This is a genomic window from Streptomyces sp. NPDC002619, assembly GCF_042889305.1.
In the GTDB taxonomy this organism is placed as follows: Bacteria; Actinomycetota; Actinomycetes; order Streptomycetales; family Streptomycetaceae; genus Streptomyces.
In genome coordinates, this window is sequence record NZ_JBIAQV010000001.1 from 240,222 (window position 1) to 261,150 (window position 20,929).

The following is a 20,929-nucleotide window of genomic DNA, read 5'->3' on the forward strand; positions in this document are numbered from 1 at the left end:
CCGGCGGGCCTTGAGCGATCAAGGCCCGCCGGCCCCAGGACCCCCGAATCAGACCCCAAGACTCACAACCCTGAGAGGGATTGACGCATAGTGCTCGACGTCAACTTCTTCGACGAGCTCCGGATCGGCCTGGCCACCGCTGACGACATCCGCCAGTGGAGCCACGGCGAGGTCAAGAAGCCCGAGACCATCAACTACCGCACCCTCAAGCCCGAGAAGGACGGCCTCTTCTGCGAGAAGATCTTCGGCCCCACTCGGGACTGGGAGTGCTACTGCGGCAAGTACAAGCGTGTCCGTTTCAAGGGCATCATCTGCGAGCGCTGTGGCGTCGAGGTCACCCGCGCCAAGGTGCGTCGTGAGCGGATGGGCCACATCGAACTGGCCGCGCCCGTCACGCACATCTGGTACTTCAAGGGCGTCCCGTCGCGTCTGGGTTACCTGCTCGACCTGGCCCCGAAGGACCTCGAGAAGGTCATCTACTTCGCGGCGTACATGATCACGTACGTCGACGAGGAGCGCCGTACGCGCGACCTGCCCTCCCTGGAGGCGCACGTCTCCGTGGAGCGCCAGCAGGTCGAGAACCGTCGCGACGCCGACCTGGAGGCCCGCGCCAAGAAGCTCGAAGCCGACCTGGCCGAGCTCGAGGCCGAGGGTGCCAAGGCCGACGTGCGCCGCAAGGTGCGCGAGGGTGCCGAGCGCGAGATGAAGCAGCTGCGCGACCGTGCGCAGCGCGAGATCGACCGTCTCGACGAGGTGTGGACGCGGTTCAAGAACCTCAAGGTCCAGGACCTCGAGGGCGACGAGCTGCTCTACCGCGAGCTGCGTGACCGCTTCGGCACGTACTTCGACGGCTCGATGGGTGCCGCGGCGCTGCAGAAGCGCCTGGAGTCCTTCGACCTCGACGAGGAGGCCGAGAAGCTCCGCGAGATCATCCGCACCGGCAAGGGCCAGAAGAAGACCCGTGCCCTGAAGCGGCTGAAGGTCGTGTCTGCCTTCCTGCAGACCTCCAACAGCCCCAAGGGCATGGTCCTCGACTGCGTGCCGGTCATCCCGCCGGACCTGCGTCCGATGGTGCAGCTGGACGGTGGCCGCTTCGCGACCTCCGACCTGAACGACCTGTACCGCCGCGTCATCAACCGCAACAACCGCCTGAAGCGGCTTCTCGACCTCGGTGCGCCCGAGATCATCGTGAACAACGAGAAGCGCATGCTCCAGGAGGCCGTCGACGCGCTCTTCGACAACGGCCGTCGTGGCCGCCCGGTCACGGGCCCCGGCAACCGTCCGCTGAAGTCGCTGTCCGACATGCTCAAGGGCAAGCAGGGCCGCTTCCGTCAGAACCTGCTCGGCAAGCGAGTCGACTACTCGGCGCGTTCCGTCATCGTCGTCGGCCCGCAGCTCAAGCTGCACCAGTGCGGTCTGCCGAAGGCCATGGCCCTCGAGCTGTTCAAGCCGTTCGTGATGAAGCGTCTGGTCGACCTGAACCACGCGCAGAACATCAAGAGCGCCAAGCGCATGGTGGAGCGCGGCCGCACCGTCGTGTACGACGTCCTCGAAGAGGTCATCGCCGAGCACCCGGTGCTGCTGAACCGTGCGCCGACCCTGCACCGCCTCGGCATCCAGGCCTTCGAGCCGCAGCTGGTCGAGGGCAAGGCCATCCAGATCCACCCGCTCGTGTGCACCGCGTTCAACGCGGACTTCGACGGTGACCAGATGGCCGTGCACCTGCCGCTGTCCGCGGAGGCGCAGGCCGAGGCCCGCATCCTGATGCTGTCCTCGAACAACATCCTCAAGCCGGCCGACGGCCGTCCGGTGACGATGCCGACCCAGGACATGGTCCTCGGTCTGTTCTTCCTCACCACCGACGGCGAGATGCGGAACGTGAAGGGCGAGGACCGCTCCTTCGCGTCCGTGGCCGAGGCGATCATGGCGTTCGACGCCGGCGAGCTCTCGCTGCAGTCGCGCGTGGACATCCGCTTCCCGGTGGGCACCATCCCGCCGCGCGGCTGGACCCCGCCGGCGCAGGAGGAGGGTGAGCCCGAGTGGCAGCAGGGTGACACCTTCCGCCTGCGGACGACCCTGGGCCGTGCGCTCTTCAACGAGCTGCTGCCCGAGGACTACCCGTTCGTCGACTACGAGGTCGGCAAGAAGCAGCTCTCCGAGATCGTCAACGACCTCGCCGAGCGCTACCCGAAGGTCATCGTGGCGGCGACGCTCGACAACCTGAAGGCGGCCGGCTTCTTCTGGGCCACCCGTTCCGGCGTCACCGTCGCCATCTCCGACGTCGTCGTTCCCGAGGCGAAGAAGGAGATCGTCAAGGGCTACGAGGCGCAGGACGAGAAGGTCCAGAAGCAGTACGAGCGCGGTCTGATCACCAAGGACGAGCGCACGCAGGAGCTCATCGCGATCTGGACCAAGGCGACCAACGAGGTCGCCGAGGCGATGAACGAGAACTTCCCGAAGACCAACCCGATCTTCATGATGGTGAACTCGGGTGCACGAGGCAACATGATGCAGATGCGTCAGATCGCCGGTATGCGTGGTCTGGTGTCGAACGCCAAGAACGAGACGATCCCGCGTCCGATCAAGGCGTCCTTCCGTGAGGGTCTGTCCGTGCTGGAGTACTTCATCTCCACGCACGGTGCCCGTAAGGGTCTGGCGGACACCGCTCTGCGTACCGCCGACTCGGGTTACCTGACCCGTCGTCTGGTGGACGTCTCGCAGGACGTCATCATCCGCGAAGAGGACTGCGGCACCGACCGCGGCCTCAAGCTCCACATCGCGGAGGTCGGCGCGGACGGCGTGCTGCGCAAGGCGGAGAACGTCGAGACGTCCGTGTACGCGCGCTGCCTCGCCGAGGACATCGTCGTCGACGGTCAGGTGCTGGCCCCGGCCGGCACGGACCTGGGTGACGTCCTCATCGAGGAGCTCGTGGCCCGCGGTGTCTCGGAGGTCAAGACCCGCTCGGTCCTGACCTGTGAGTCCGCCGTCGGCACCTGCGCGATGTGCTACGGCCGTTCGCTCGCCACCGGCAAGCTGGTCGACATCGGTGAGGCGGTCGGCATCATCGCCGCCCAGTCCATCGGTGAGCCCGGTACCCAGCTGACGATGCGTACCTTCCACACCGGTGGTGTGGCCGGTGACGACATCACCCAGGGTCTGCCGCGTGTCGTCGAGCTCTTCGAGGCCCGTACCCCGAAGGGTGTCGCCCCGATCTCCGAGGCCCAGGGCCGCGTCCGGATCGAGGAGACCGAGAAGACCAAGAAGCTGGTCATCACGCCGGACGACGGCAGCGACGAGACGGCGTTCCCGATCTCCAAGCGCGCCCGACTCCTGGTCAGCGAGGGCGAGCACGTCGAGGTGGGCCAGAAGCTCACCGTGGGTGCCACCAACCCGCACGACGTGCTGCGCATCCTGGGCCAGCGTGCCGTCCAGGTCCACCTGGTCGGCGAGGTCCAGAAGGTCTACAACTCGCAGGGTGTGTCGATCCACGACAAGCACATCGAGATCATCATCCGGCAGATGCTGCGCCGGGTGACGATCATCGAGTCCGGCGACGCCGAGCTGCTGCCCGGCGAGCTGGTCGAGCGCTCGAAGTTCGAGACCGAGAACCGTCGTGTGGTCCAGGAGGGCGGTCACCCGGCCTCCGGTCGTCCGCAGCTCATGGGTATCACCAAGGCCTCGCTGGCGACCGAGTCGTGGCTGTCGGCGGCGTCCTTCCAGGAGACGACCAGGGTCCTCACGGACGCGGCGATCAACGCCAAGTCCGACTCCCTGATCGGCCTCAAGGAGAACGTCATCATCGGTAAGCTCATCCCGGCCGGTACGGGTCTGTCCCGTTACCGCAACATCCGGGTCGAGCCGACCGAGGAGGCCAAGGCCGCGATGTACTCGGCCGTCGGTTACGACGACATCGACTACTCGCCGTTCGGCACCGGCTCCGGCCAGGCCGTTCCGCTGGAGGACTACGACTACGGTCCGTACAACCAGTAAGCGGGCAGCTTGAGTTGAGGGGCGGTCACCTTCCGGGGTGACCGCCCTTCGGCGTGCGCGGCGCACGGATTCCGGCGTGGTGATTTTCGGCGCGCGGAAAGGCGAAGGCAGGAACCGATGCCGGACAATGGGCGTTGAAGTGTGACAGAGGCCGGTATTCGGTAGCCGCCCTGGGGGAGGTGCCCATGTCCCAGCCGACACCGTGGCAGCAGCAGCCCTGGCAGCCGTGGCAGGGGCAGAGCGGGTCGTCCTCGATGCTTGCCTCGCACGCCGACCGGGAGCGCGCCGTGGACGTGCTCAGGGCCGGGTTCGGCGAGGGGCGGCTCATGCGGGACGAGTTCGACAAGCGGGTCGCACGGGCGTATCAGGCGCGGACGATGGGGGAGCTGGCGCTGCTGGTCGCCGACCTGCCGCAGGGCCCCGTGCTGGTCGCTCCGGTCCCTCCTGCCGTGCCGCAGGTCGTCCCGGCGACCTTCCTGCCCGCCCCGCGCCCGCCGGCGAACGGCAAGGCGGTGGGCGCCATGGTCTGCGGTGTCCTGACGGTCATGACGGCCGGCATCACGGGCATTCCCGCGGTCGTCCTGGGCCACACCGCCCGCGCGGAGATCCGGCGCACGGGAGAGGGCGGCGACGCGCTGGCGCTGACCGGACTGATCCTGGGCTGGTTGTCGATCGCCGGGTGGGCGCTGTTATTCACGATCATCATCGCGGCCGCCCTCGTCTCGCCGAGCTGAGCTGCGTGAACCGTTCCGGGCGAAGATCAACGGCCGTGGATTCGAAGATCGTCGGTGGTTCAGGACTTTGGCATGGTTCGCCCAGGTCGGCAGGGGTCGCCCATTTGTTTTGACCGCAGCGTATGAGGTAGGTACGCTCAGACCTTGTGCCTGGGGTGTGCCCTGGCTCTCGTGCGTGCCTTCAACCGCATCGCGAGCTGTGACCGGCCACCGTAATCTGCGCCCTTTTCGCCTCGCGGCGAAGGTCTGCGGGATTCGACACACCCGACCGCGTGGGTCGGCGACGTTCCAGGTTAGCTGTACCTATCGGCACACAGAAACCGGAGAAGTAGTGCCTACGATCCAGCAGCTGGTCCGCAAGGGCCGGCAGGACAAGGTCGAGAAGAACAAGACGCCCGCACTCGAGGGTTCCCCTCAGCGTCGTGGCGTCTGCACGCGTGTGTTCACGACAACCCCGAAGAAGCCGAACTCGGCCCTGCGTAAGGTCGCGCGTGTGCGTCTGACCAGCGGGATCGAGGTCACCGCTTACATTCCGGGTGAGGGACACAACCTGCAGGAGCACTCCATCGTGCTCGTGCGCGGCGGCCGTGTGAAGGACCTGCCGGGTGTTCGCTACAAGATCATCCGTGGTTCGCTCGACACCCAGGGTGTCAAGAACCGCAAGCAGGCCCGCAGCCGCTACGGCGCCAAGAAGGAGAAGTAAGAATGCCTCGTAAGGGCCCCGCCCCGAAGCGCCCGGTCATCATCGACCCGGTCTACAGCTCTCCTCTTGTCACCTCCCTGATCAACAAGGTGCTGCTGAACGGCAAGCGCTCCACCGCCGAGCGCATCGTCTACGGCGCCATGGAGGGCCTGCGCGAGAAGACCGGCAACGACCCGGTCATCACGCTGAAGCGCGCTCTCGAGAACATCAAGCCGACCCTCGAGGTCAAGTCCCGCCGTGTCGGTGGCGCCACCTACCAGGTCCCGGTCGAGGTCAAGCCCGGCCGTGCCAACACCCTGGCGCTGCGCTGGCTCGTGGGCTACTCCCGCGCCCGTCGCGAGAAGACCATGACCGAGCGTCTGCTCAACGAGCTCCTCGACGCCTCCAACGGCCTCGGTGCCGCGGTGAAGAAGCGCGAGGACACGCACAAGATGGCCGAGTCCAACAAGGCCTTCGCGCACTACCGCTGGTAGTCGCTACCCCATCGAGAACCGAGAGAAGACGAAAGCCTTATGGCTACCACTTCGCTTGACCTGGCCAAGGTGCGCAACATCGGCATCATGGCCCACATCGACGCGGGCAAGACGACCACCACCGAGCGGATCCTGTTCTACACCGGTGTGTCCTACAAGATCGGTGAGGTCCACGACGGCGCTGCCACCATGGACTGGATGGAGCAGGAGCAGGAGCGTGGCATCACGATCACCTCTGCTGCCACCACCTGCCACTGGCCGCTGGAAGACGTCGACCACACCATCAACATCATCGACACCCCGGGCCACGTCGACTTCACGGTCGAGGTGGAGCGTTCCCTGCGTGTGCTCGACGGTGCCGTGACGGTGTTCGACGGCGTCGCCGGCGTTGAGCCCCAGTCCGAGACGGTGTGGCGTCAGGCGGACCGCTACGGCGTTCCGCGCATCTGCTTCGTCAACAAGCTCGACCGCACCGGTGCCGAGTTCCACCGCTGTGTCGACATGATCTCCGACCGTCTGGGTGCCCAGCCGCTGGTCATGCAGCTGCCGATCGGTGCCGAGGCGGACTTCAAGGGCGTCGTCGACCTGGTGAAGATGAAGGCCCTGGTGTGGTCCGCCGAGGCCACCAAGGGCGAGATGTACGACGTCGTCGACATCCCGGACACGCACACCGAGGCTGCCGAGGAGTACCGCGGCAAGCTGCTCGAGGCCGTGGCCGAGAACGACGAAGAGATCATGGAGCTGTACCTGGAGGGTGAGGAGCCCTCCGAGGAGCAGCTGTACGCCGCGATCCGTCGCATCACCATCGCGTCCGGCAAGTCCAAGGAAACCACGGTCACCCCGGTGTTCTGTGGTACCGCGTTCAAGAACAAGGGCGTTCAGCCCCTGCTCGACGCGGTCGTGCGCTACCTCCCCTCCCCGCTCGACGTCGAGGCCATCGAGGGCCACGCCGTGGGCGACGTGGAGGAGATCATCAAGCGCAAGCCGTCCGTGGACGAGCCGCTGTCCGCGCTGGCCTTCAAGATCATGAGCGACCCGCACCTCGGCAAGCTCACCTTCGTCCGCGTGTACTCCGGCCGCCTGGAGTCCGGCACCGCCGTGCTGAACTCCGTCAAGGGCCGCAAGGAGCGCATCGGCAAGATCTACCGCATGCACGCGAACAAGCGTGAGGAGATCGAGTCGGTGGGCGCCGGCGACATCGTCGCCGTCATGGGCCTGAAGCAGACCACCACCGGTGAGACGCTGAGCGACGAGAAGAACCCGGTGATCCTGGAGTCCATGGACTTCCCGGCGCCGGTCATCCAGGTCGCGATCGAGCCCAAGTCCAAGGGCGACCAGGAGAAGCTGGGTGTCGCCATCCAGCGTCTCGCGGAGGAGGACCCCTCCTTCCAGGTCCACTCGGACGAGGAGACCGGCCAGACCATCATCGGCGGTATGGGCGAGCTGCACCTCGAGGTGCTGGTCGACCGTATGCGCCGTGAGTTCAAGGTCGAGGCCAACGTCGGCAAGCCGCAGGTCGCGTACCGTGAGACGATCCGCAAGGCCGTCGAGCGCGTCGACTACACGCACAAGAAGCAGACTGGTGGTACCGGCCAGTTCGCCAAGGTGCAGATCGCGATCGAGCCCATCGAGAGCGGCGACGCCTCGTACGAGTTCGTGAACAAGGTCACCGGTGGCCGTATCCCGAAGGAGTACATCCCTTCGGTGGACGCCGGTGCGCAGGAGGCCATGCAGTTCGGCATCCTCGCCGGCTACGAGATGACGGGCGTCCGCGTCACGCTCATCGACGGTGGCTACCACGAGGTCGACTCCTCCGAGCTCGCCTTCAAGATCGCCGGTTCGCAGGCCTTCAAGGAGGCCGCGCGCAAGGCCAGCCCCGTGCTGCTCGAGCCGATGATGGCCGTCGAGGTCACCACGCCCGAGGACTACATGGGTGAGGTCATCGGCGACATCAACTCCCGCCGTGGTCAGATCCAGGCCATGGAGGAGCGGGCTGGTGCCCGCGTCGTGAAGGGCCTCGTGCCCCTGTCGGAGATGTTCGGCTACGTCGGCGACCTCCGTAGCAAGACGTCGGGTCGCGCAAGCTACTCGATGCAGTTCGACTCCTACGCCGAGGTTCCGCGGAACGTCGCCGAGGAGATCATCGCGAAGGCCAAGGGCGAGTAACGCACCGCGTTCCACGCTTTAGGCTTGACTCCGGAGCCTCCAGGGGCAAACACCCGCATTCACGGATGTTTGCCCCGGGTTCCGGGACTTAACAGCAAAGATCACCTGGCGCCGATGAAGTAAGGCGTACAGAACCACTCCACAGGAGGACCCCAGTGGCGAAGGCGAAGTTCGAGCGGACTAAGCCGCACGTCAACATCGGCACCATCGGTCACATCGACCACGGTAAGACGACCCTCACGGCCGCCATTACCAAGGTGCTGCACGACGCGTACCCGGACCTGAACGAGGCCACCCCGTTCGACAACATCGACAAGGCCCCCGAGGAGCGCCAGCGCGGTATCACCATCTCCATCGCGCACGTCGAGTACCAGACCGAGGCGCGTCACTACGCCCACGTCGACTGCCCGGGTCACGCGGACTACATCAAGAACATGATCACCGGTGCCGCGCAGATGGACGGCGCGATCCTGGTGGTCGCCGCCACCGACGGCCCGATGCCGCAGACCAAGGAGCACGTGCTCCTGGCCCGCCAGGTCGGCGTTCCGTACATCGTCGTCGCCCTGAACAAGGCCGACATGGTGGACGACGAGGAGATCATGGAGCTCGTCGAGCTCGAGGTCCGTGAGCTCCTCTCCGAGTACGAGTTCCCGGGCGACGACCTGCCGGTCGTGCGTGTCTCCGCGCTGAAGGCCCTCGAGGGCGACTCGCAGTGGACGCAGTCGGTCCTGGACCTCATGAACGCCGTCGACACCGCGATCCCGGAGCCCGAGCGCGACGTCGACAAGCCGTTCCTGATGCCGATCGAGGACGTCTTCACGATCACCGGTCGCGGTACGGTCGTCACCGGCCGTATCGAGCGTGGTGTCCTCAAGGTCAACGAGACCGTGGACATCATCGGCATCAAGACCGAGAAGACCACCACCACGGTCACCGGCATCGAGATGTTCCGCAAGCTGCTCGACGAGGGCCAGGCCGGTGAGAACGTCGGTCTGCTGCTCCGCGGCATCAAGCGCGAGGACGTCGAGCGCGGCCAGGTCATCATCAAGCCGGGCTCGGTCACCCCGCACACCGAGTTCGAGGCGCAGGCCTACATCCTGTCCAAGGACGAGGGTGGCCGCCACACGCCGTTCTTCAACAACTACCGTCCGCAGTTCTACTTCCGTACGACGGACGTGACCGGCGTCGTGACCCTTCCCGAGGGCACCGAGATGGTCATGCCGGGTGACAACACCGAGATGAAGGTGGAGCTCATCCAGCCCATCGCCATGGAAGAGGGCCTGAAGTTCGCCATCCGTGAGGGTGGCCGCACGGTGGGCGCCGGCCAGGTCACCAAGATCAACAAGTGATCTTGCCCTGACCCCGGTACTGAACCAGTAGGTCTCCGAGAGGCCCGTACGACTTCGGTCGTACGGGCCTTTCGGCGTTCCGGGACCCTGCCCGGAGTCTTCCGGCGCGTTCGAAACTATTCGGCGCGTACGACCCGTTGTCCCCTCGTTTCACTCCCCCCAGCATTTGTCATGCCACTTATCAAATTCGTGTGGAGGGGTGAGGCACGTCTGGACACGTCAGCCGAAGAGCCGTACTGGGGCGGGGATCGCCGCAGTGCCCTTGCTGTCGTCGGGAGTTGCCTGGGCCGAGGACGAGGGCCACGCCGGCGACGGGACGCTGCGCGTGACGGACCCGGGGTCGTACATCTCCTTCGCCGGCGGGGCCTTCTCCCTGGTCGGCGCCTCCGTCGCGGTGAGCGCCGACGACCACCCCGGCGTCGTACGGGTGGCGGGCGACCTGTGGGTGGTGAACGTCGGCGATCTGAAGGGGAACGAGCTGCCGACGGAGTTCTTCCTCAACTACGCGTGGAATCCGGACCGTTGGGGATTCGATTCGCTGGAGGACTGGGAGAGGCGGTACGCCCGGCAGAACTTCGGCGTGGCATCGGCGGGGCCGATTGCCGAACTCCTCGCCGAGTACGGCCAGTTGCAGGCCCGCCGCAAGCCGTAGCTGCTCAACCGCCGTATCACTCCGGTCGACGGCCAGGTGGTGTACGACGACCAGGAGACCCCGTACTACTTCGGGCACCGAGAGCTGGAGCGGGTCACGGAGGGGTGGCGCGAGCTCGGCAAGCGGGCAGCGCGGATCGGCCGCGGGTTGCCGGCGCGGGTGCAGGACGCGTGGTACGAGCTGGTGGGCTACGAAGTGCAGGCGACGGCGAACCTGTACGCCCTGCGCAAGGCCGAGTTCACGAACCTGCTGTACGCGGCTCAGGGCAGGTCGGCGACGAACGACCGGGTGACGGAGGCCGAAGCGGGCCTGCAGACCGACTTCGCACTGGCCGACCGCTTCAACTCGCAGGTGGCGGACGGAAAGTGGGCGGGCTTCCAGACGCAGCCGCACATCGACTACGGCGACGTGGACCGCTACGGCCCGAATGCGCCCTGGCAGCAGCCGGAGATCAACAACGCGGCGATTCCGGACGTGCTGTTCCCGGCGGTGAAGCGGATCGAGGTGCCGGAGGCGGCGGGGCTGGGCGTCGCGATGGACGGCGCCGACGACGCGGGTCAGTGGTGGCCCGGGGGTGCGTCGACGGGGGCGCGGCTGCCGGAGTTCAGCCCGTACCAGACGCGTCCGCAGCAGTACGTCGAGGTCTTCAACAGGGGACGTACGCCCTTCGACTACCGGGTGGAGGTGTCGGCCCCGTGGCTGCGGGTGTCCCGGACCCGGGGCCGGGTCGAGCAGCAGGTACGGCTGGAGGTGAGCGTGGACTGGTCGAAGGCGCCGGCCGGCCGGTCCGAGGCGGAACTGACGGTGAGCGGGGCGGGTGAGTCGGTGACGGTGACGTGCGTGGCGGCGGGCGTGTCCCGGCGTGGCCTGCGCGGCTTCGTCGAGGCGGGCGGGTACGTCGCGATCGACGCCGAGCACTACGACCGTGCGGTGGGCGAATGGCGTCGACTGGACGGCATCGGCCGCACGGGGGCGGGCCTGACACCGTGGCCGGTGACGGGGCCGAGGCTGACGCCGGGGGGCTCGTCGTCTCCTCGCCCGGAGTACGAGGTGAGTCTGCTGTCCGACGCCGCGCAGGAGGTGACGGTGTGGGCGTACGTCTCCCCGCGCAACCCGGCGCTGGGGAGGCAGGGACTGCGGTACGCGCTGTCCTTCGACGACGCCGAGCCGCAGTCCGTCGACATCATCACGGCGACGGGCTCGGACGACGGCACGATGAACACGGGCTGGGCCCGCAACACGTCGGACAACGTGAACCGCACGTCCACGAGGCACGCCGTCGGGGGAGCGGGCGTTCACCGGCTGAAGTTCTGGGTGGTGGATCCCACGGTGGTGCTGCAGCGGTTGGTGATTGACGCGGGCGGGCTGACGGCGACGTACCTGGGACCGTTGGAGAGTCTGCGGGTCTGAGGAGCAGCCGTCGGGGAGGCGCGGGCGGCCGACTGATTGCCGTTGCTCGGTCGGCCCGCCCTCACTCCTTCTTCTGTGCCGCGCTCCGGGTGTCCTGTGTCTTGACGGCGTCGTTGACCTTCTTCGCCAACTCGTCATCCAGCTTCTTGAATTCGCGGACCACCGTGTCGGACATGTCGGCGAGGGCGTCGAGCTGCTGGGTGATGTCCTCGCGGCCGTCCTCCCAGTTGGACTCGAAGTCGTCGAGGGCGTCGTTGACCCTGCCCTCGGCGATGTCGTCCTTGAAGGACTCGAAGAGCTTCTTGGTGTGGTTGAGCCGGGTCTTGATCGACCGCAGCCGACGGCCGTAGTCCTCCAGCTCGGTCAGCGGGAGTGAGAGGTCGCTCTTGCCCTTGCCCACGTGTCCGTCCCCCGTTCTCGTACGTTCTCGTAGTCTGGGCCGGCATCGCACCGTACATCAGCATGCTGCCTGAACAAGTGACCGGCGAAACGGGGGAACACGACACCATGGCCCGCTACATGGAGGCGCTCACCATCGAGCGCGGTGGATTCCGGATCAAGGTGCCGGAGTCGTGGTGGGAGTTCGACGTCCGGCCGGAGTCGCGCGACGACTCGATCCGGCGGATGGTGAACGAACGGGTCGAGGCGCATCCCGAGCTGGCGCAGTACCGGGACACGTACACCATGTTTCTCCAGAAGGCCGCCGCCGACGCCTGGAAGTCCGGTGCGATGTACTGCGGTTGCATGGCCGAGAGCTTCGGCGGGGACACCCCGATCACCGGCTCCGTCACCGTCTCCCTCGTCGGCGGCCGAACGCGTTCCGGCGATCCCCTCTCGAACGACCCCGCCGCCATCGCCGCACAGCTCGCCGTGAAGGAGGCGAGGAGGGAGGGCGACTCCTGGCGGAAGGTGACGACCGTCGACATCCCCGGCGTCGGGCCCGCCGCGCGCACCTACGGCATCGAGGACATCGCGGTCCCCGGGGACAGCCTGGGCCGCACGATCCGGGCGGTACTGATGCAGACGTACATCCCTGTTCCGGGGCAGGAGGGCAAGGTGGCCCTGGTCGCGGGCAGCAGTCAGGTCCTGGACCTGGCCGACAGCTTCTTCGACATGTTCGACGCGATCACCTCGACGTTCCGCTTCGCGGACTGAGCCCGGTCGGTGTTGCGGCAGCTCAATCATCAAGGAGATCGACCACGGCCACGTTCAGTCCTCGTACCCGTCGAGGAGCGTCACGCAGGGCGATCTGACCAAGCTGAAGAAGGCAGGCATGATCGACAACATCAAGAAGCAGCGGGTGCTCCCGCCGTGCGACGGATGACGGACCGCGGGGGAAGGTCTGCCATGGCGTCCGAGTGGGACTGGGAAAGCGGCGAGGGCCTGCTGGGTATCGACGACCCCGAGGAGTGGGATGCCGCGTTCGAGCGCGGCGAGTCGCGTCTCGGTACGGCGGTGATCGGATTGGCCTTCAACTGTTCACTGGAGGAGGCGTCGCCTCGGATTGTCAGGGCGAAGCGGCTGCCGGACCGCAATCAGCGGGGGTTCGCGTTCACCGCGGCGGGTGCCGCGGCCCGGATCAACGGCTGCCTGACCCCGGAGCTGTACGCCGCGCTGCGCGCGGAGGGACCCAAGGGCCTCGCCGTACACGCCATCGATGACACCCTGACATTCGTGCCGTTCCGGGAGCTGCCGCCGTGGTTCAAGTGGCGGTGGGTTGTGACCACGGTGCGGAACAAGCTGGAGGGCTGGTGGCTGCGCTCCGAGGACGCCATCGGGGATGCCTGGCGGTCCCTGCGCGGGCGCCGCTCGTAGGGTAGCGGGCTGCTGCTCAGCTGGGGCCGATGCTGACCTGCCGCGAGGCGGCGGTGGCGGCTCCGTCCTGCCCCGATCCTTCCGCACCGCGATCTTTCCGCAATAATCTCTCCCCACAGCTTCGCGGCATGCTCACGCCACCGAAGTCGCCACGGTCGGGGGAGGCCTGTATGCGACACCGTTCCACTCCGTTGTCTGTCACTCTCGGTGGCGCCGCACTCCTCGGCGCGGCCGTCGCGATGGGGGCCGTGTTCGTGCGGTACGACGCCGACACGCCGAGGTTCGACATCCTGGGCGCCCTCGCTCTGAGCGGTCTTCTCGCCGTCGGCTGGGTGCTTGCCGTGCGGGCCGCTCCTGCGGTGCCGCGGCTTGCGCCCGCGGCACAGCAGGAGGCGATACCCGGGCGACTCGCGAGCGTCCGGCGGGACTGGGGGTGGATCGGCGCGGTCTACCTGACCGTCTGGGCGCCGTACGCCGCCGCTCGCGCCGCCTACGGCAAAGGTGGCTCGCTGCTCGCCAGTGCGCTGTGCCTGGTGACTCTCCTGTTCGGGCTGGCTCTCTCCGCGTTCGCCATGGGCCTGCTGACCGACCAGCTGGAGAAGCCGCAGTGGCTGCTTCGGCAGGACGCCGCTGCCGGGCGGGTCCACGCCGTGCGAGTGCGCGTCGGCGGCATGGTCCGGCAGGACTACCGGCAGCCGTCCAAGGCGAGCGTCGGGCAGGTGGACACGATCAACTCGTACTGGATCGAGCTCACGGCGGACGGCGACACCAGGCCCGTGCAGTTCCGGACCATGGACGGTAGTGCCTTCCGGATACGGACAGGGGACAAGCACGTCCGCGACGCCGCGGCCCAACTCGACGGTCACGCCGGCTGGCTGTGCTGGCCCACCCGGTGGAAGGAGATCGCGGCCACCGACGACCAACGGGAGATGCCGGCCGCGTTCGTCGTCGACACCGGGCACGTCGTGTGGGGAACGACCCGCGAGGCGGACTGGCAGCCTTGGCTGCGCGGTGGGCGCGCACCCGTGAGGGAGACCGACACCGCGCTGTCCGCCGCATCCATGGCGCGGCCGTCGCGGTACGCGCCCGGGGCGCACGACCGCAGCCTGCTGTTCATGGCAGGCGCTGCCCTGGTCGCCGCACCCTTCCTGCTGGGCCTCGTGTCAGGTGCCCTGGCCGGGCTGGTCGGGGCCGTTTCGGGCGGACTCGCTCTGTACTCCGGGCTGCGGCTGGTCTACCCGGACAACGTGACCCGGTTCATGGACCCCGAGTTGTGGACCCTTCGGCAGGAATCTCATCCCTCGCTGCGGTGATCGCCGCAGCGAACCGCCCCCGTGTTTGCCCCCCATCTCCCCGCGGGTATCCTCTCGGCCCCGATTGGCCAGCCCCCCGCCCCATATGGCAGACTGTCCGAGTTGCTCGGTCGAGTGTTGATGCTGCGCGCCTCCCGCCGGGAGGACTGGAAGCGAGTCCCACAGTACTCGTCGTCCTAACTGCCACCACGGCAGCACTGGGGCGGACGTACGGGAATCTTCCGGGAAGTGACAGCGCGACACCGGCCAGGCGCCCGGTGGGCCTTTCGCCCCCGGCCCGCGGTTCCACCAGGGCCGTTGTATTTCCCGGCAGGGATGTTCGGACAAGGGGCATCTGTGTCGGCGGGAGTGCGACACGCCCGACCGCGTGGGTCGGAGAGCGTAAGTCAGGAACACCGGGTTCCAGAGCGTAAGAAGAGACAGGACTACTGAGTAGCCATGGCGGGACAGAAGATCCGCATTCGGCTCAAGGCCTACGACCACGAGGTCATCGACTCCTCGGCGAAGAAGATCGTCGAGACGGTGACTCGCACTGGTGCGTCGGTCGCTGGCCCGGTGCCGCTGCCCACTGAGAAGAACGTGTACTGCGTCATCAAGTCGCCGCACAAGTACAAGGACTCGCGCGAGCACTTCGAGATGCGCACCCACAAGCGCCTGATCGACATCCTCGACCCGACGCCCAAGACCGTTGACTCTCTGATGCGACTCGACCTCCCGGCCGGCGTCGACATCGAGATCAAGCTCTGAGGCCGGTGATCTGAGAGATGGCTAAGCAGATCAAGGGCATCCTGGGCGAGAAGCTCGGCATGACGCAGGTGTGGGACGAGAACAACCGTGTTGTTCCCGTCACCGTCGTCAAGGCCGGACCCAACGTCGTCACCCAGGTTCGTAGCAACGACACCGACGGCTACGAGTCGGTCCAGATCGCCTTCGGCGAGATCGACCCGCGCAAGGTGAACAAGCCCCTCAAGGGCCACTTCGCCAAGGCCGACGTCACCCCCCGTCGTCACCTCGTCGAGATCCGCACCGCGGACGCCTCCGAGTACGCGCTGGGCCAGGAGATCACCGCCGAGGTGTTCGAGGCCGGCGTGAAGGTCGACGTGACCGGCAAGAGCAAGGGCAAGGGCTTCGCCGGTGTCATGAAGCGTCACAACTTCAAGGGCCTCGGCGCCGGACACGGCACCCAGCGCAAGCACCGCTCTCCCGGTTCCATCGGTGGCTGCGCCACCCCGGGCCGTGTGTTCAAGGGCCTCCGCATGGCGGGTCGTATGGGCAACGAGCGGGTCACCACCCAGAACCTGACCGTCCACGCCGTTGACGCGGAGAAGGGTCTGCTGCTCATCAAGGGCGCGGTTCCCGGTCCGAACGGCGGCCTCGTCCTGGTCCGCACCGCGGCCAAGGGGGCCTGAGGTAACCGATGAGCACTGTTGACATCCTTTCGCCGGCGGGCGACAAGGCCGGTTCCGTCGAGCTCCCCGCGGAGATCTTCGACGTCGAGAAGATCAGCATTCCGCTGATCCACCAGGTCGTCGTCGCACAGCTGGCCGCTGCCCGCCAGGGCACGCACAAGACGAAGACCCGTGGCGAGGTCCGTGGTGGCGGCAAGAAGCCGTACCGCCAGAAGGGCACCGGTCGCGCCCGTCAGGGTTCGACCCGCGCGCCGCAGTTCGCCGGCGGTGGCGTCGTCCACGGCCCGCAGCCGCGTGACTACTCGCAGCGCACCCCGAAGAAGATGAAGGCCGCGGCCCTGCGCCACGCCCTCACCGACCGGGCGCGTCACAACCGCATCCACGTCGTCTCCGGCGTGGTCGAGGGCGAGACCCCCAGCACCAAGGCCGCCAAGAGCCTGTTCGGCAAGATCAGCGAGCGCAAGAACCTGCTCCTGGTCGTCGACCGCGCCGACGAGGCCGCGTGGCTGTCCGCCCGCAACCTGCCCCAGGTCCACATCCTGGAGCCGGGCCAGCTGAACACGTACGACGTTCTCGTCTCGGACGACGTGGTCTTCACCCAGGCCGCTTTCGAGTCCTTCGTCGCCGGCCCGAAGGCCAACGACACCGAAGGGAGCGAGGTCTGATGGCCATCCGCCACCCGAGCATCGCCTCGAAGGCCGCCAAGGCCGCCAAGGCCGCGCGCCTCGCCAAGGCGAAGCGCCACGCCACCGAGGGCAAGAACACCGTCGAGACCCCGCTGAGCAAGTCGTACACGGACCCCCGTGACGTGCTGCTCAAGCCGGTCGTCTCGGAGAAGAGCTACGCGCTCCTGGACGAGAACAAGTACACGTTCATCGTCGCCCCGGGCGCCAACAAGACCCAGATCAAGCAGGCCGTCCAGGCGGTCTTCTCGGTCAAGGTCACCGGGGTCAACACGATCAACCGCCAGGGCAAGCGCAAGCGCACGAAGACCGGTTTCGGTCAGCGTGCCGGCAGCAAGCGCGCGATCGTGACCCTCGCCGAGGGCGACCGTATCGACATCTTCGGCGGTCCGGCCGCGTAAGCGGGTCGGATCGTCCGATATCGGACGAGGACTGAGAAATGGGAATCCGCAAGTACAAGCCGACTACGCCGGGCCGTCGTGGCGCCAGCGTCGCCGACTTCGTCGAGGTCACGCGGTCCACGCCGGAGAAGTCGCTGGTCCGCCCGCTGCACAGCAAGGGCGGCCGTAACAACGCCGGTCGTGTGACCGTTCGCCACCAGGGTGGCGGACACAAGCGCGCCTACCGAGTGATCGACTTCCGTCGTCACGACAAGGACGGCGTGCCGGCGAAGGTCGCGCACATCGAGTACGACCCCAACCGCACCGCGCGCATCGCGCTGCTGCACTACGCCGACGGCGAGAAGCGCTACATCCTCGCCCCGCGTAACCTGCAGCAGGGTGACCGCGTCGAGAACGGTCCCGGGGCCGACATCAAGCCGGGCAACAACCTGGCCCTCCGCAACATCCCGGTCGGTACCACGATCCACGCGATCGAGCTCCGTCCCGGTGGTGGTGCCAAGTTCGCTCGCTCCGCCGGTGCCTCCGTGCAGCTGCTCGCGAAGGAGGGCTCGATGGCCCACCTGCGCATGCCGTCCGGCGAGATCCGTCTCGTCGACGTCCGCTGCCGCGCCACCGTCGGCGAGGTCGGCAACGCCGAGCAGAGCAACATCAACTGGGGCAAGGCCGGCCGTAAGCGGTGGCTGGGCGTTCGCCCGACCGTCCGTGGTGTGGTCATGAACCCGGTTGACCACCCGCACGGTGGTGGTGAGGGCCGGACCTCCGGTGGTCGCCACCCTGTGTCCCCGTGGGGCAAGAAGGAAGGCCGTACTCGTTCGCCCAAGAAGGCGTCGAACAAGTACATCGTCCGCCGCCGCAAGACGAACAAGAAGCGCTAAGGACGGGTTGAGATGCCTCGTAGCTTGAAGAAGGGACCCTTCGTCGACGACCACCTGATCAAGAAGGTGGACGTCCAGAACGAAGCCGGTACCAAGAACGTCATCAAGACCTGGTCCCGCCGCTCGATGATCATCCCGGCCATGCTCGGCCACACGATCGCGGTGCACAACGGCAAGACCCACATCCCGGTGTTTGTCACCGAGTCCATGGTCGGCCACAAGCTCGGCGAGTTCTCGCCGACGCGCACCTTCCGGGGTCACGTCAAGGACGACCGGAAGTCGAAGCGCCGCTAGTCAGCGGGGTGCAAACGACCATGACAAACATCGAAGGGACAACCATGGAAGCCAGGGCCCAGGCGCGGTACATCCGCGTCACGCCCATGAAGGCCCGCCGTGTGGTGGACCTCATCCGTGGCATGGACGCCACGGAGGCTCAGGCGGTCCTGCGTTTCGCCCCGCAGGCCGCGAGCGTGCCGGTCGGCAAGGTGCTGGACAGCGCCATCGCCAACGCCGCGCACAACTACGACCACACGGACGCCTCCTCGCTGGTCATCAGCGAGGCGTACGTCGACGAGGGCCCGACCCTGAAGCGGTTCCGTCCGCGCGCCCAGGGCCGTGCCTACCGGATCCGCAAGCGGACCAGCCACATCACCGTGGTCGTCAGCAGCAAGGAAGGAACCCGGTAATGGGCCAGAAGGTAAACCCGCATGGGTTCCGGCTCGGCATCACCACGGACTTCAAGTCCCGGTGGTACGCCGACAAGCTGTACAAGGACTACGTCAAGGAAGACGTCGCCATCCGTCGGATGATGACGTCCGGCATGGAGCGCGCCGGTATCTCGAAGGTGGAGATCGAGCGCACCCGTGACCGCGTGCGTGTGGACATCCACACCGCTCGTCCGGGCATCGTCATCGGCCGCCGTGGCGCCGAGGCCGACCGCATCCGCGGCGACCTCGAGAAGCTCACGGGCAAGCAGGTCCAGCTGAACATCCTCGAGGTCAAGAGCCCCGAGACCGACGCTCAGCTGGTTGCTCAGGCCGTTGCCGAGCAGCTGTCCTCCCGCGTCTCCTTCCGTCGGGCCATGCGTAAGAGCATGCAGGGCACGATGAAGGCCGGCGCCAAGGGCATCAAGATCCAGTGCGGTGGCCGCCTCGGCGGCGCCGAGATGTCCCGCTCGGAGTTCTACCGCGAGGGCCGCGTGCCCCTGCACACGCTCCGCGCGAACGTGGACTACGGCTTCTTCGAGGCCAAGACGACCTTCGGCCGTATCGGTGTGAAGGTCTGGATCTACAAGGGCGACGTCAAGAACATCGCCGAGGTCCGCGCCGAGAACGCTGCCGCCCGTGCGGGTAACCGCCCGGCTCGTGGTGGCGGCGCCGACCGCCCGGCCCGTGGTGGCCGTGGTGGCGAGCGTGGCGGGCGCGGTCGCAAGCCGCAGCAGGCTGCCGGTGCCGAGGCCCCCAAGGCCGAGGCTCCCGCCGCCGCTCCGGCTGAGAGCACCGGAACGGAGGCCTGACCGACATGCTGATCCCCCGTAGGGTCAAGCACCGCAAGCAGCACCACCCGAGGCGCCGTGGTCAGGCCAAGGGCGGTACGACGGTTGCGTTCGGCGAGTACGGCATTCAGGCCCTCACGCCGGCGTACGTGACCAACCGCCAGATCGAGGCGGCTCGTATCGCCATGACCCGTCACATCAAGCGTGGCGGCAAGGTCTGGATCAACATCTACCCGGACCGCCCGCTGACCAAGAAGCCTGCCGAGACCCGCATGGGTTCCGGTAAGGGTTCGCCGGAGTGGTGGATCGCGAACGTGCACCCGGGCCGGGTCATGTTCGAGCTGTCCTACCCGAACGAGAAGATCGCCCGTGAGGCCCTGACTCGCGCCGCCCACAAGCTGCCGATGAAGTGCCGGATCGTCAAGCGCGAGGCAGGTGAAGCGTGATGTCGGCCGGTACCAAGGCGTCCGAGCTGCGCGAGCTGGGCAACGAGGAGCTTCTGGCGAAGCTCAGCGAGGCCAAGGAAGAGCTGTTCAACCTCCGCTTCCAGGCGGCGACGGGCCAGCTCGAGAACCATGGCCGTCTGAAGGCGGTCCGCAAGGACATCGCGCGGATCTACACCCTGATGCGCGAGCGTGAGCTGGGCATCGAAACGGTGGAGAACGCCTGATGAGCGAGAGCAATGTGACTGAACAGACTGCATCCGACAGCGGCTCCGCCGCGGGCGAGCGCAACGCCCGCAAGACCCGTGAGGGTCTGGTCGTCAGCGACAAGATGGACAAGACCGTCGTCGTCGCCGTCGAGGACCGCGTGAAGCACGCGCTGTACGGCAAGGTCATCCGCCGTACCAACAAGCTCAAGGCGCACGACGAGCAGAACGCTGCGGGCGTCGGCGACCGTGTCCTCCTCATGGAGACCCGGAAGCTGTCCGCCTCGAAGCACTGGCGCGTCGTCGAGATCCTCGAGAAGGCCAAGTAGCAATTCCTGCGGGGCAGTTGCCTCGCAGGACAGTTCCGCCAGGCTCGGCAGGGGCTCATCCTCTTGAAGGGGCGGCCCCTGCCGGGAACCGGCAGACAAACAGGAGATAGACGTGATCCAGCAGGAGTCGCGACTGCGTGTCGCCGACAACACTGGTGCGAAGGAGATCCTTTGCATCCGTGTGCTCGGTGGCTCCGGTCGCCGCTACGCGGGCATCGGTGACGTCATCGTCGCCACCGTCAAGGACGCGATCCCCGGTGGCAACGTGAAGAAGGGTGACGTCGTCAAGGCGGTCATCGTTCGCACCGTCAAGGAGCGCCGCCGTCCGGACGGCTCGTACATCCGCTTCGACGAGAACGCCGCTGTCATTCTGAAGAACGACGGCGACCCTCGCGGCACCCGCATCTTCGGCCCGGTCGGCCGGGAGCTGCGCGAGAAGAAGTTCATGAAGATCATCTCGCTCGCGCCGGAGGTGCTGTAAGC

General features: G+C 67.1%; 22 protein-coding genes and 1 pseudogene. 22 read left to right on the plus strand and 1 reads right to left on the minus strand.

The genetic code is table 11. The features are described from left to right. Positions 1 to 90 precede the first annotated feature (90 nt). The 7 genes and pseudogenes from ACFYXB_RS01280 to ACFYXB_RS01310 form a co-directional block, all read left to right on the plus strand. Positions 91 to 3,990: a DNA-directed RNA polymerase subunit beta' gene (locus ACFYXB_RS01280; RefSeq protein ID WP_351360655.1), complete on the plus strand. Its 3,900-nt coding sequence runs from the start codon at positions 91 to 93 to the stop codon at positions 3,988 to 3,990. Between the two features lie 185 nt (positions 3,991 to 4,175). Next, a complete protein-coding gene (locus ACFYXB_RS01285; RefSeq protein WP_389576646.1) occupies positions 4,176 to 4,724 on the plus strand; it encodes a DUF1707 and DUF4190 domain-containing protein in 549 nt (182 codons plus the stop codon). Between the two features lie 331 nt (positions 4,725 to 5,055). Beyond that, entirely contained in the window at positions 5,056 to 5,427 is a 372-nt protein-coding gene (gene rpsL / locus ACFYXB_RS01290; RefSeq protein WP_003948652.1) for a 30S ribosomal protein S12, read from the plus strand. Positions 5,428 to 5,429: 2 nt separating this feature from the next. Further along, a complete protein-coding gene (gene rpsG, locus ACFYXB_RS01295) occupies positions 5,430 to 5,900 on the plus strand; it encodes a 30S ribosomal protein S7 (protein ID WP_014674364.1) in 471 nt (156 codons plus the stop codon). Positions 5,901 to 5,939: 39 nt separating this feature from the next. After that, positions 5,940 to 8,066 carry an elongation factor G gene (gene fusA, locus ACFYXB_RS01300; protein WP_389576648.1) on the plus strand — a complete coding sequence of 709 codons (2,127 nt, stop codon included), beginning with the start codon at positions 5,940 to 5,942 and terminating at the stop codon, positions 8,064 to 8,066. A gap of 155 nt (positions 8,067 to 8,221) precedes the next feature. Next, positions 8,222 to 9,415: an elongation factor Tu gene (tuf, locus tag ACFYXB_RS01305; protein WP_351360646.1), complete on the plus strand. Its 1,194-nt coding sequence runs from the start codon at positions 8,222 to 8,224 to the stop codon at positions 9,413 to 9,415. Positions 9,416 to 9,854: 439 nt separating this feature from the next. Continuing rightward, positions 9,855 to 11,477 (plus strand): annotated as a pseudogene (locus tag ACFYXB_RS01310) (glycosyl hydrolase 115 family protein); the annotation flags it as partial. A 61-nt stretch (positions 11,478 to 11,538) separates the two neighbouring features. Here ACFYXB_RS01310 and ACFYXB_RS01315 read toward each other — a convergent pair. Beyond that, positions 11,539 to 11,877 (minus strand): hypothetical protein, encoded by a 339-nt coding sequence (locus tag ACFYXB_RS01315; RefSeq protein WP_351354115.1) that lies wholly within the window; start codon positions 11,875 to 11,877, stop codon positions 11,539 to 11,541. A gap of 107 nt (positions 11,878 to 11,984) precedes the next feature. Here ACFYXB_RS01315 and ACFYXB_RS01320 point away from each other — a divergent pair, with 107 nt between their 5' ends. From ACFYXB_RS01320 to rplN, 15 genes are all read left to right on the plus strand, one after another. Further along, positions 11,985 to 12,632 carry a hypothetical protein gene (locus tag ACFYXB_RS01320; protein ID WP_389577417.1) on the plus strand — a complete coding sequence of 216 codons (648 nt, stop codon included), beginning with the start codon at positions 11,985 to 11,987 and terminating at the stop codon, positions 12,630 to 12,632. A gap of 192 nt (positions 12,633 to 12,824) precedes the next feature. Then, the gene (locus ACFYXB_RS01325; protein WP_389576650.1) at positions 12,825 to 13,292 is read left to right on the plus strand and encodes a hypothetical protein; all 468 of its coding nucleotides are present in this window, start codon (positions 12,825 to 12,827) and stop codon (positions 13,290 to 13,292) included. A 170-nt stretch (positions 13,293 to 13,462) separates the two neighbouring features. Next, positions 13,463 to 14,605 (plus strand): hypothetical protein, encoded by a 1,143-nt coding sequence (locus tag ACFYXB_RS01330; RefSeq protein ID WP_389576652.1) that lies wholly within the window; start codon positions 13,463 to 13,465, stop codon positions 14,603 to 14,605. Positions 14,606 to 15,043: 438 nt separating this feature from the next. Beyond that, the gene (gene rpsJ / locus ACFYXB_RS01335) at positions 15,044 to 15,352 is read left to right on the plus strand and encodes a 30S ribosomal protein S10 (RefSeq protein ID WP_003948644.1); all 309 of its coding nucleotides are present in this window, start codon (positions 15,044 to 15,046) and stop codon (positions 15,350 to 15,352) included. Positions 15,353 to 15,369: 17 nt separating this feature from the next. Next, positions 15,370 to 16,014 (plus strand): 50S ribosomal protein L3, encoded by a 645-nt coding sequence (gene rplC / locus ACFYXB_RS01340; protein ID WP_351354124.1) that lies wholly within the window; start codon positions 15,370 to 15,372, stop codon positions 16,012 to 16,014. Positions 16,015 to 16,022: 8 nt separating this feature from the next. After that, on the plus strand, positions 16,023 to 16,679 hold the full coding sequence (gene rplD / locus ACFYXB_RS01345; RefSeq protein WP_351354127.1) for a 50S ribosomal protein L4: 657 nt from the start codon (positions 16,023 to 16,025) through the stop codon (positions 16,677 to 16,679). After that, a complete protein-coding gene (gene rplW / locus ACFYXB_RS01350; protein WP_389576655.1) occupies positions 16,679 to 17,098 on the plus strand; it encodes a 50S ribosomal protein L23 in 420 nt (139 codons plus the stop codon). The genes rplD and rplW overlap by 1 nt, the downstream gene beginning before the upstream one ends. A 38-nt stretch (positions 17,099 to 17,136) precedes the next feature. Then, positions 17,137 to 17,973 carry a 50S ribosomal protein L2 gene (gene rplB, locus ACFYXB_RS01355; RefSeq protein WP_030811669.1) on the plus strand — a complete coding sequence of 279 codons (837 nt, stop codon included), beginning with the start codon at positions 17,137 to 17,139 and terminating at the stop codon, positions 17,971 to 17,973. Between the two features lie 12 nt (positions 17,974 to 17,985). After that, on the plus strand, positions 17,986 to 18,267 hold the full coding sequence (rpsS, locus tag ACFYXB_RS01360) for a 30S ribosomal protein S19 (RefSeq protein ID WP_005481224.1): 282 nt from the start codon (positions 17,986 to 17,988) through the stop codon (positions 18,265 to 18,267). Between the two features lie 44 nt (positions 18,268 to 18,311). Further along, positions 18,312 to 18,659, plus strand: a complete 348-nt coding sequence (gene rplV / locus ACFYXB_RS01365; RefSeq protein ID WP_004571827.1) for a 50S ribosomal protein L22 — start codon at positions 18,312 to 18,314, stop codon at positions 18,657 to 18,659. Beyond that, positions 18,659 to 19,489 (plus strand): 30S ribosomal protein S3, encoded by an 831-nt coding sequence (rpsC, locus tag ACFYXB_RS01370; protein WP_351354133.1) that lies wholly within the window; start codon positions 18,659 to 18,661, stop codon positions 19,487 to 19,489. Before rplV ends, rpsC begins: the two co-directional genes overlap by 1 nt. A gap of 5 nt (positions 19,490 to 19,494) precedes the next feature. After that, a complete protein-coding gene (gene rplP, locus ACFYXB_RS01375; RefSeq protein ID WP_351354136.1) occupies positions 19,495 to 19,914 on the plus strand; it encodes a 50S ribosomal protein L16 in 420 nt (139 codons plus the stop codon). Further along, positions 19,914 to 20,138, plus strand: coding sequence for a 50S ribosomal protein L29 (gene rpmC, locus ACFYXB_RS01380; protein ID WP_108708260.1), 225 nt, complete (start codon positions 19,914 to 19,916; stop codon positions 20,136 to 20,138). The genes rplP and rpmC overlap by 1 nt, the downstream gene beginning before the upstream one ends. Then, positions 20,138 to 20,446 carry a 30S ribosomal protein S17 gene (gene rpsQ, locus ACFYXB_RS01385; protein ID WP_351354139.1) on the plus strand — a complete coding sequence of 103 codons (309 nt, stop codon included), beginning with the start codon at positions 20,138 to 20,140 and terminating at the stop codon, positions 20,444 to 20,446. The genes rpmC and rpsQ overlap by 1 nt, the downstream gene beginning before the upstream one ends. Before the next feature lie 112 nt (positions 20,447 to 20,558). Further along, positions 20,559 to 20,927 carry a 50S ribosomal protein L14 gene (rplN, locus tag ACFYXB_RS01390; protein WP_003998823.1) on the plus strand — a complete coding sequence of 123 codons (369 nt, stop codon included), beginning with the start codon at positions 20,559 to 20,561 and terminating at the stop codon, positions 20,925 to 20,927. Positions 20,928 to 20,929: the final 2 nt, after the last annotated feature.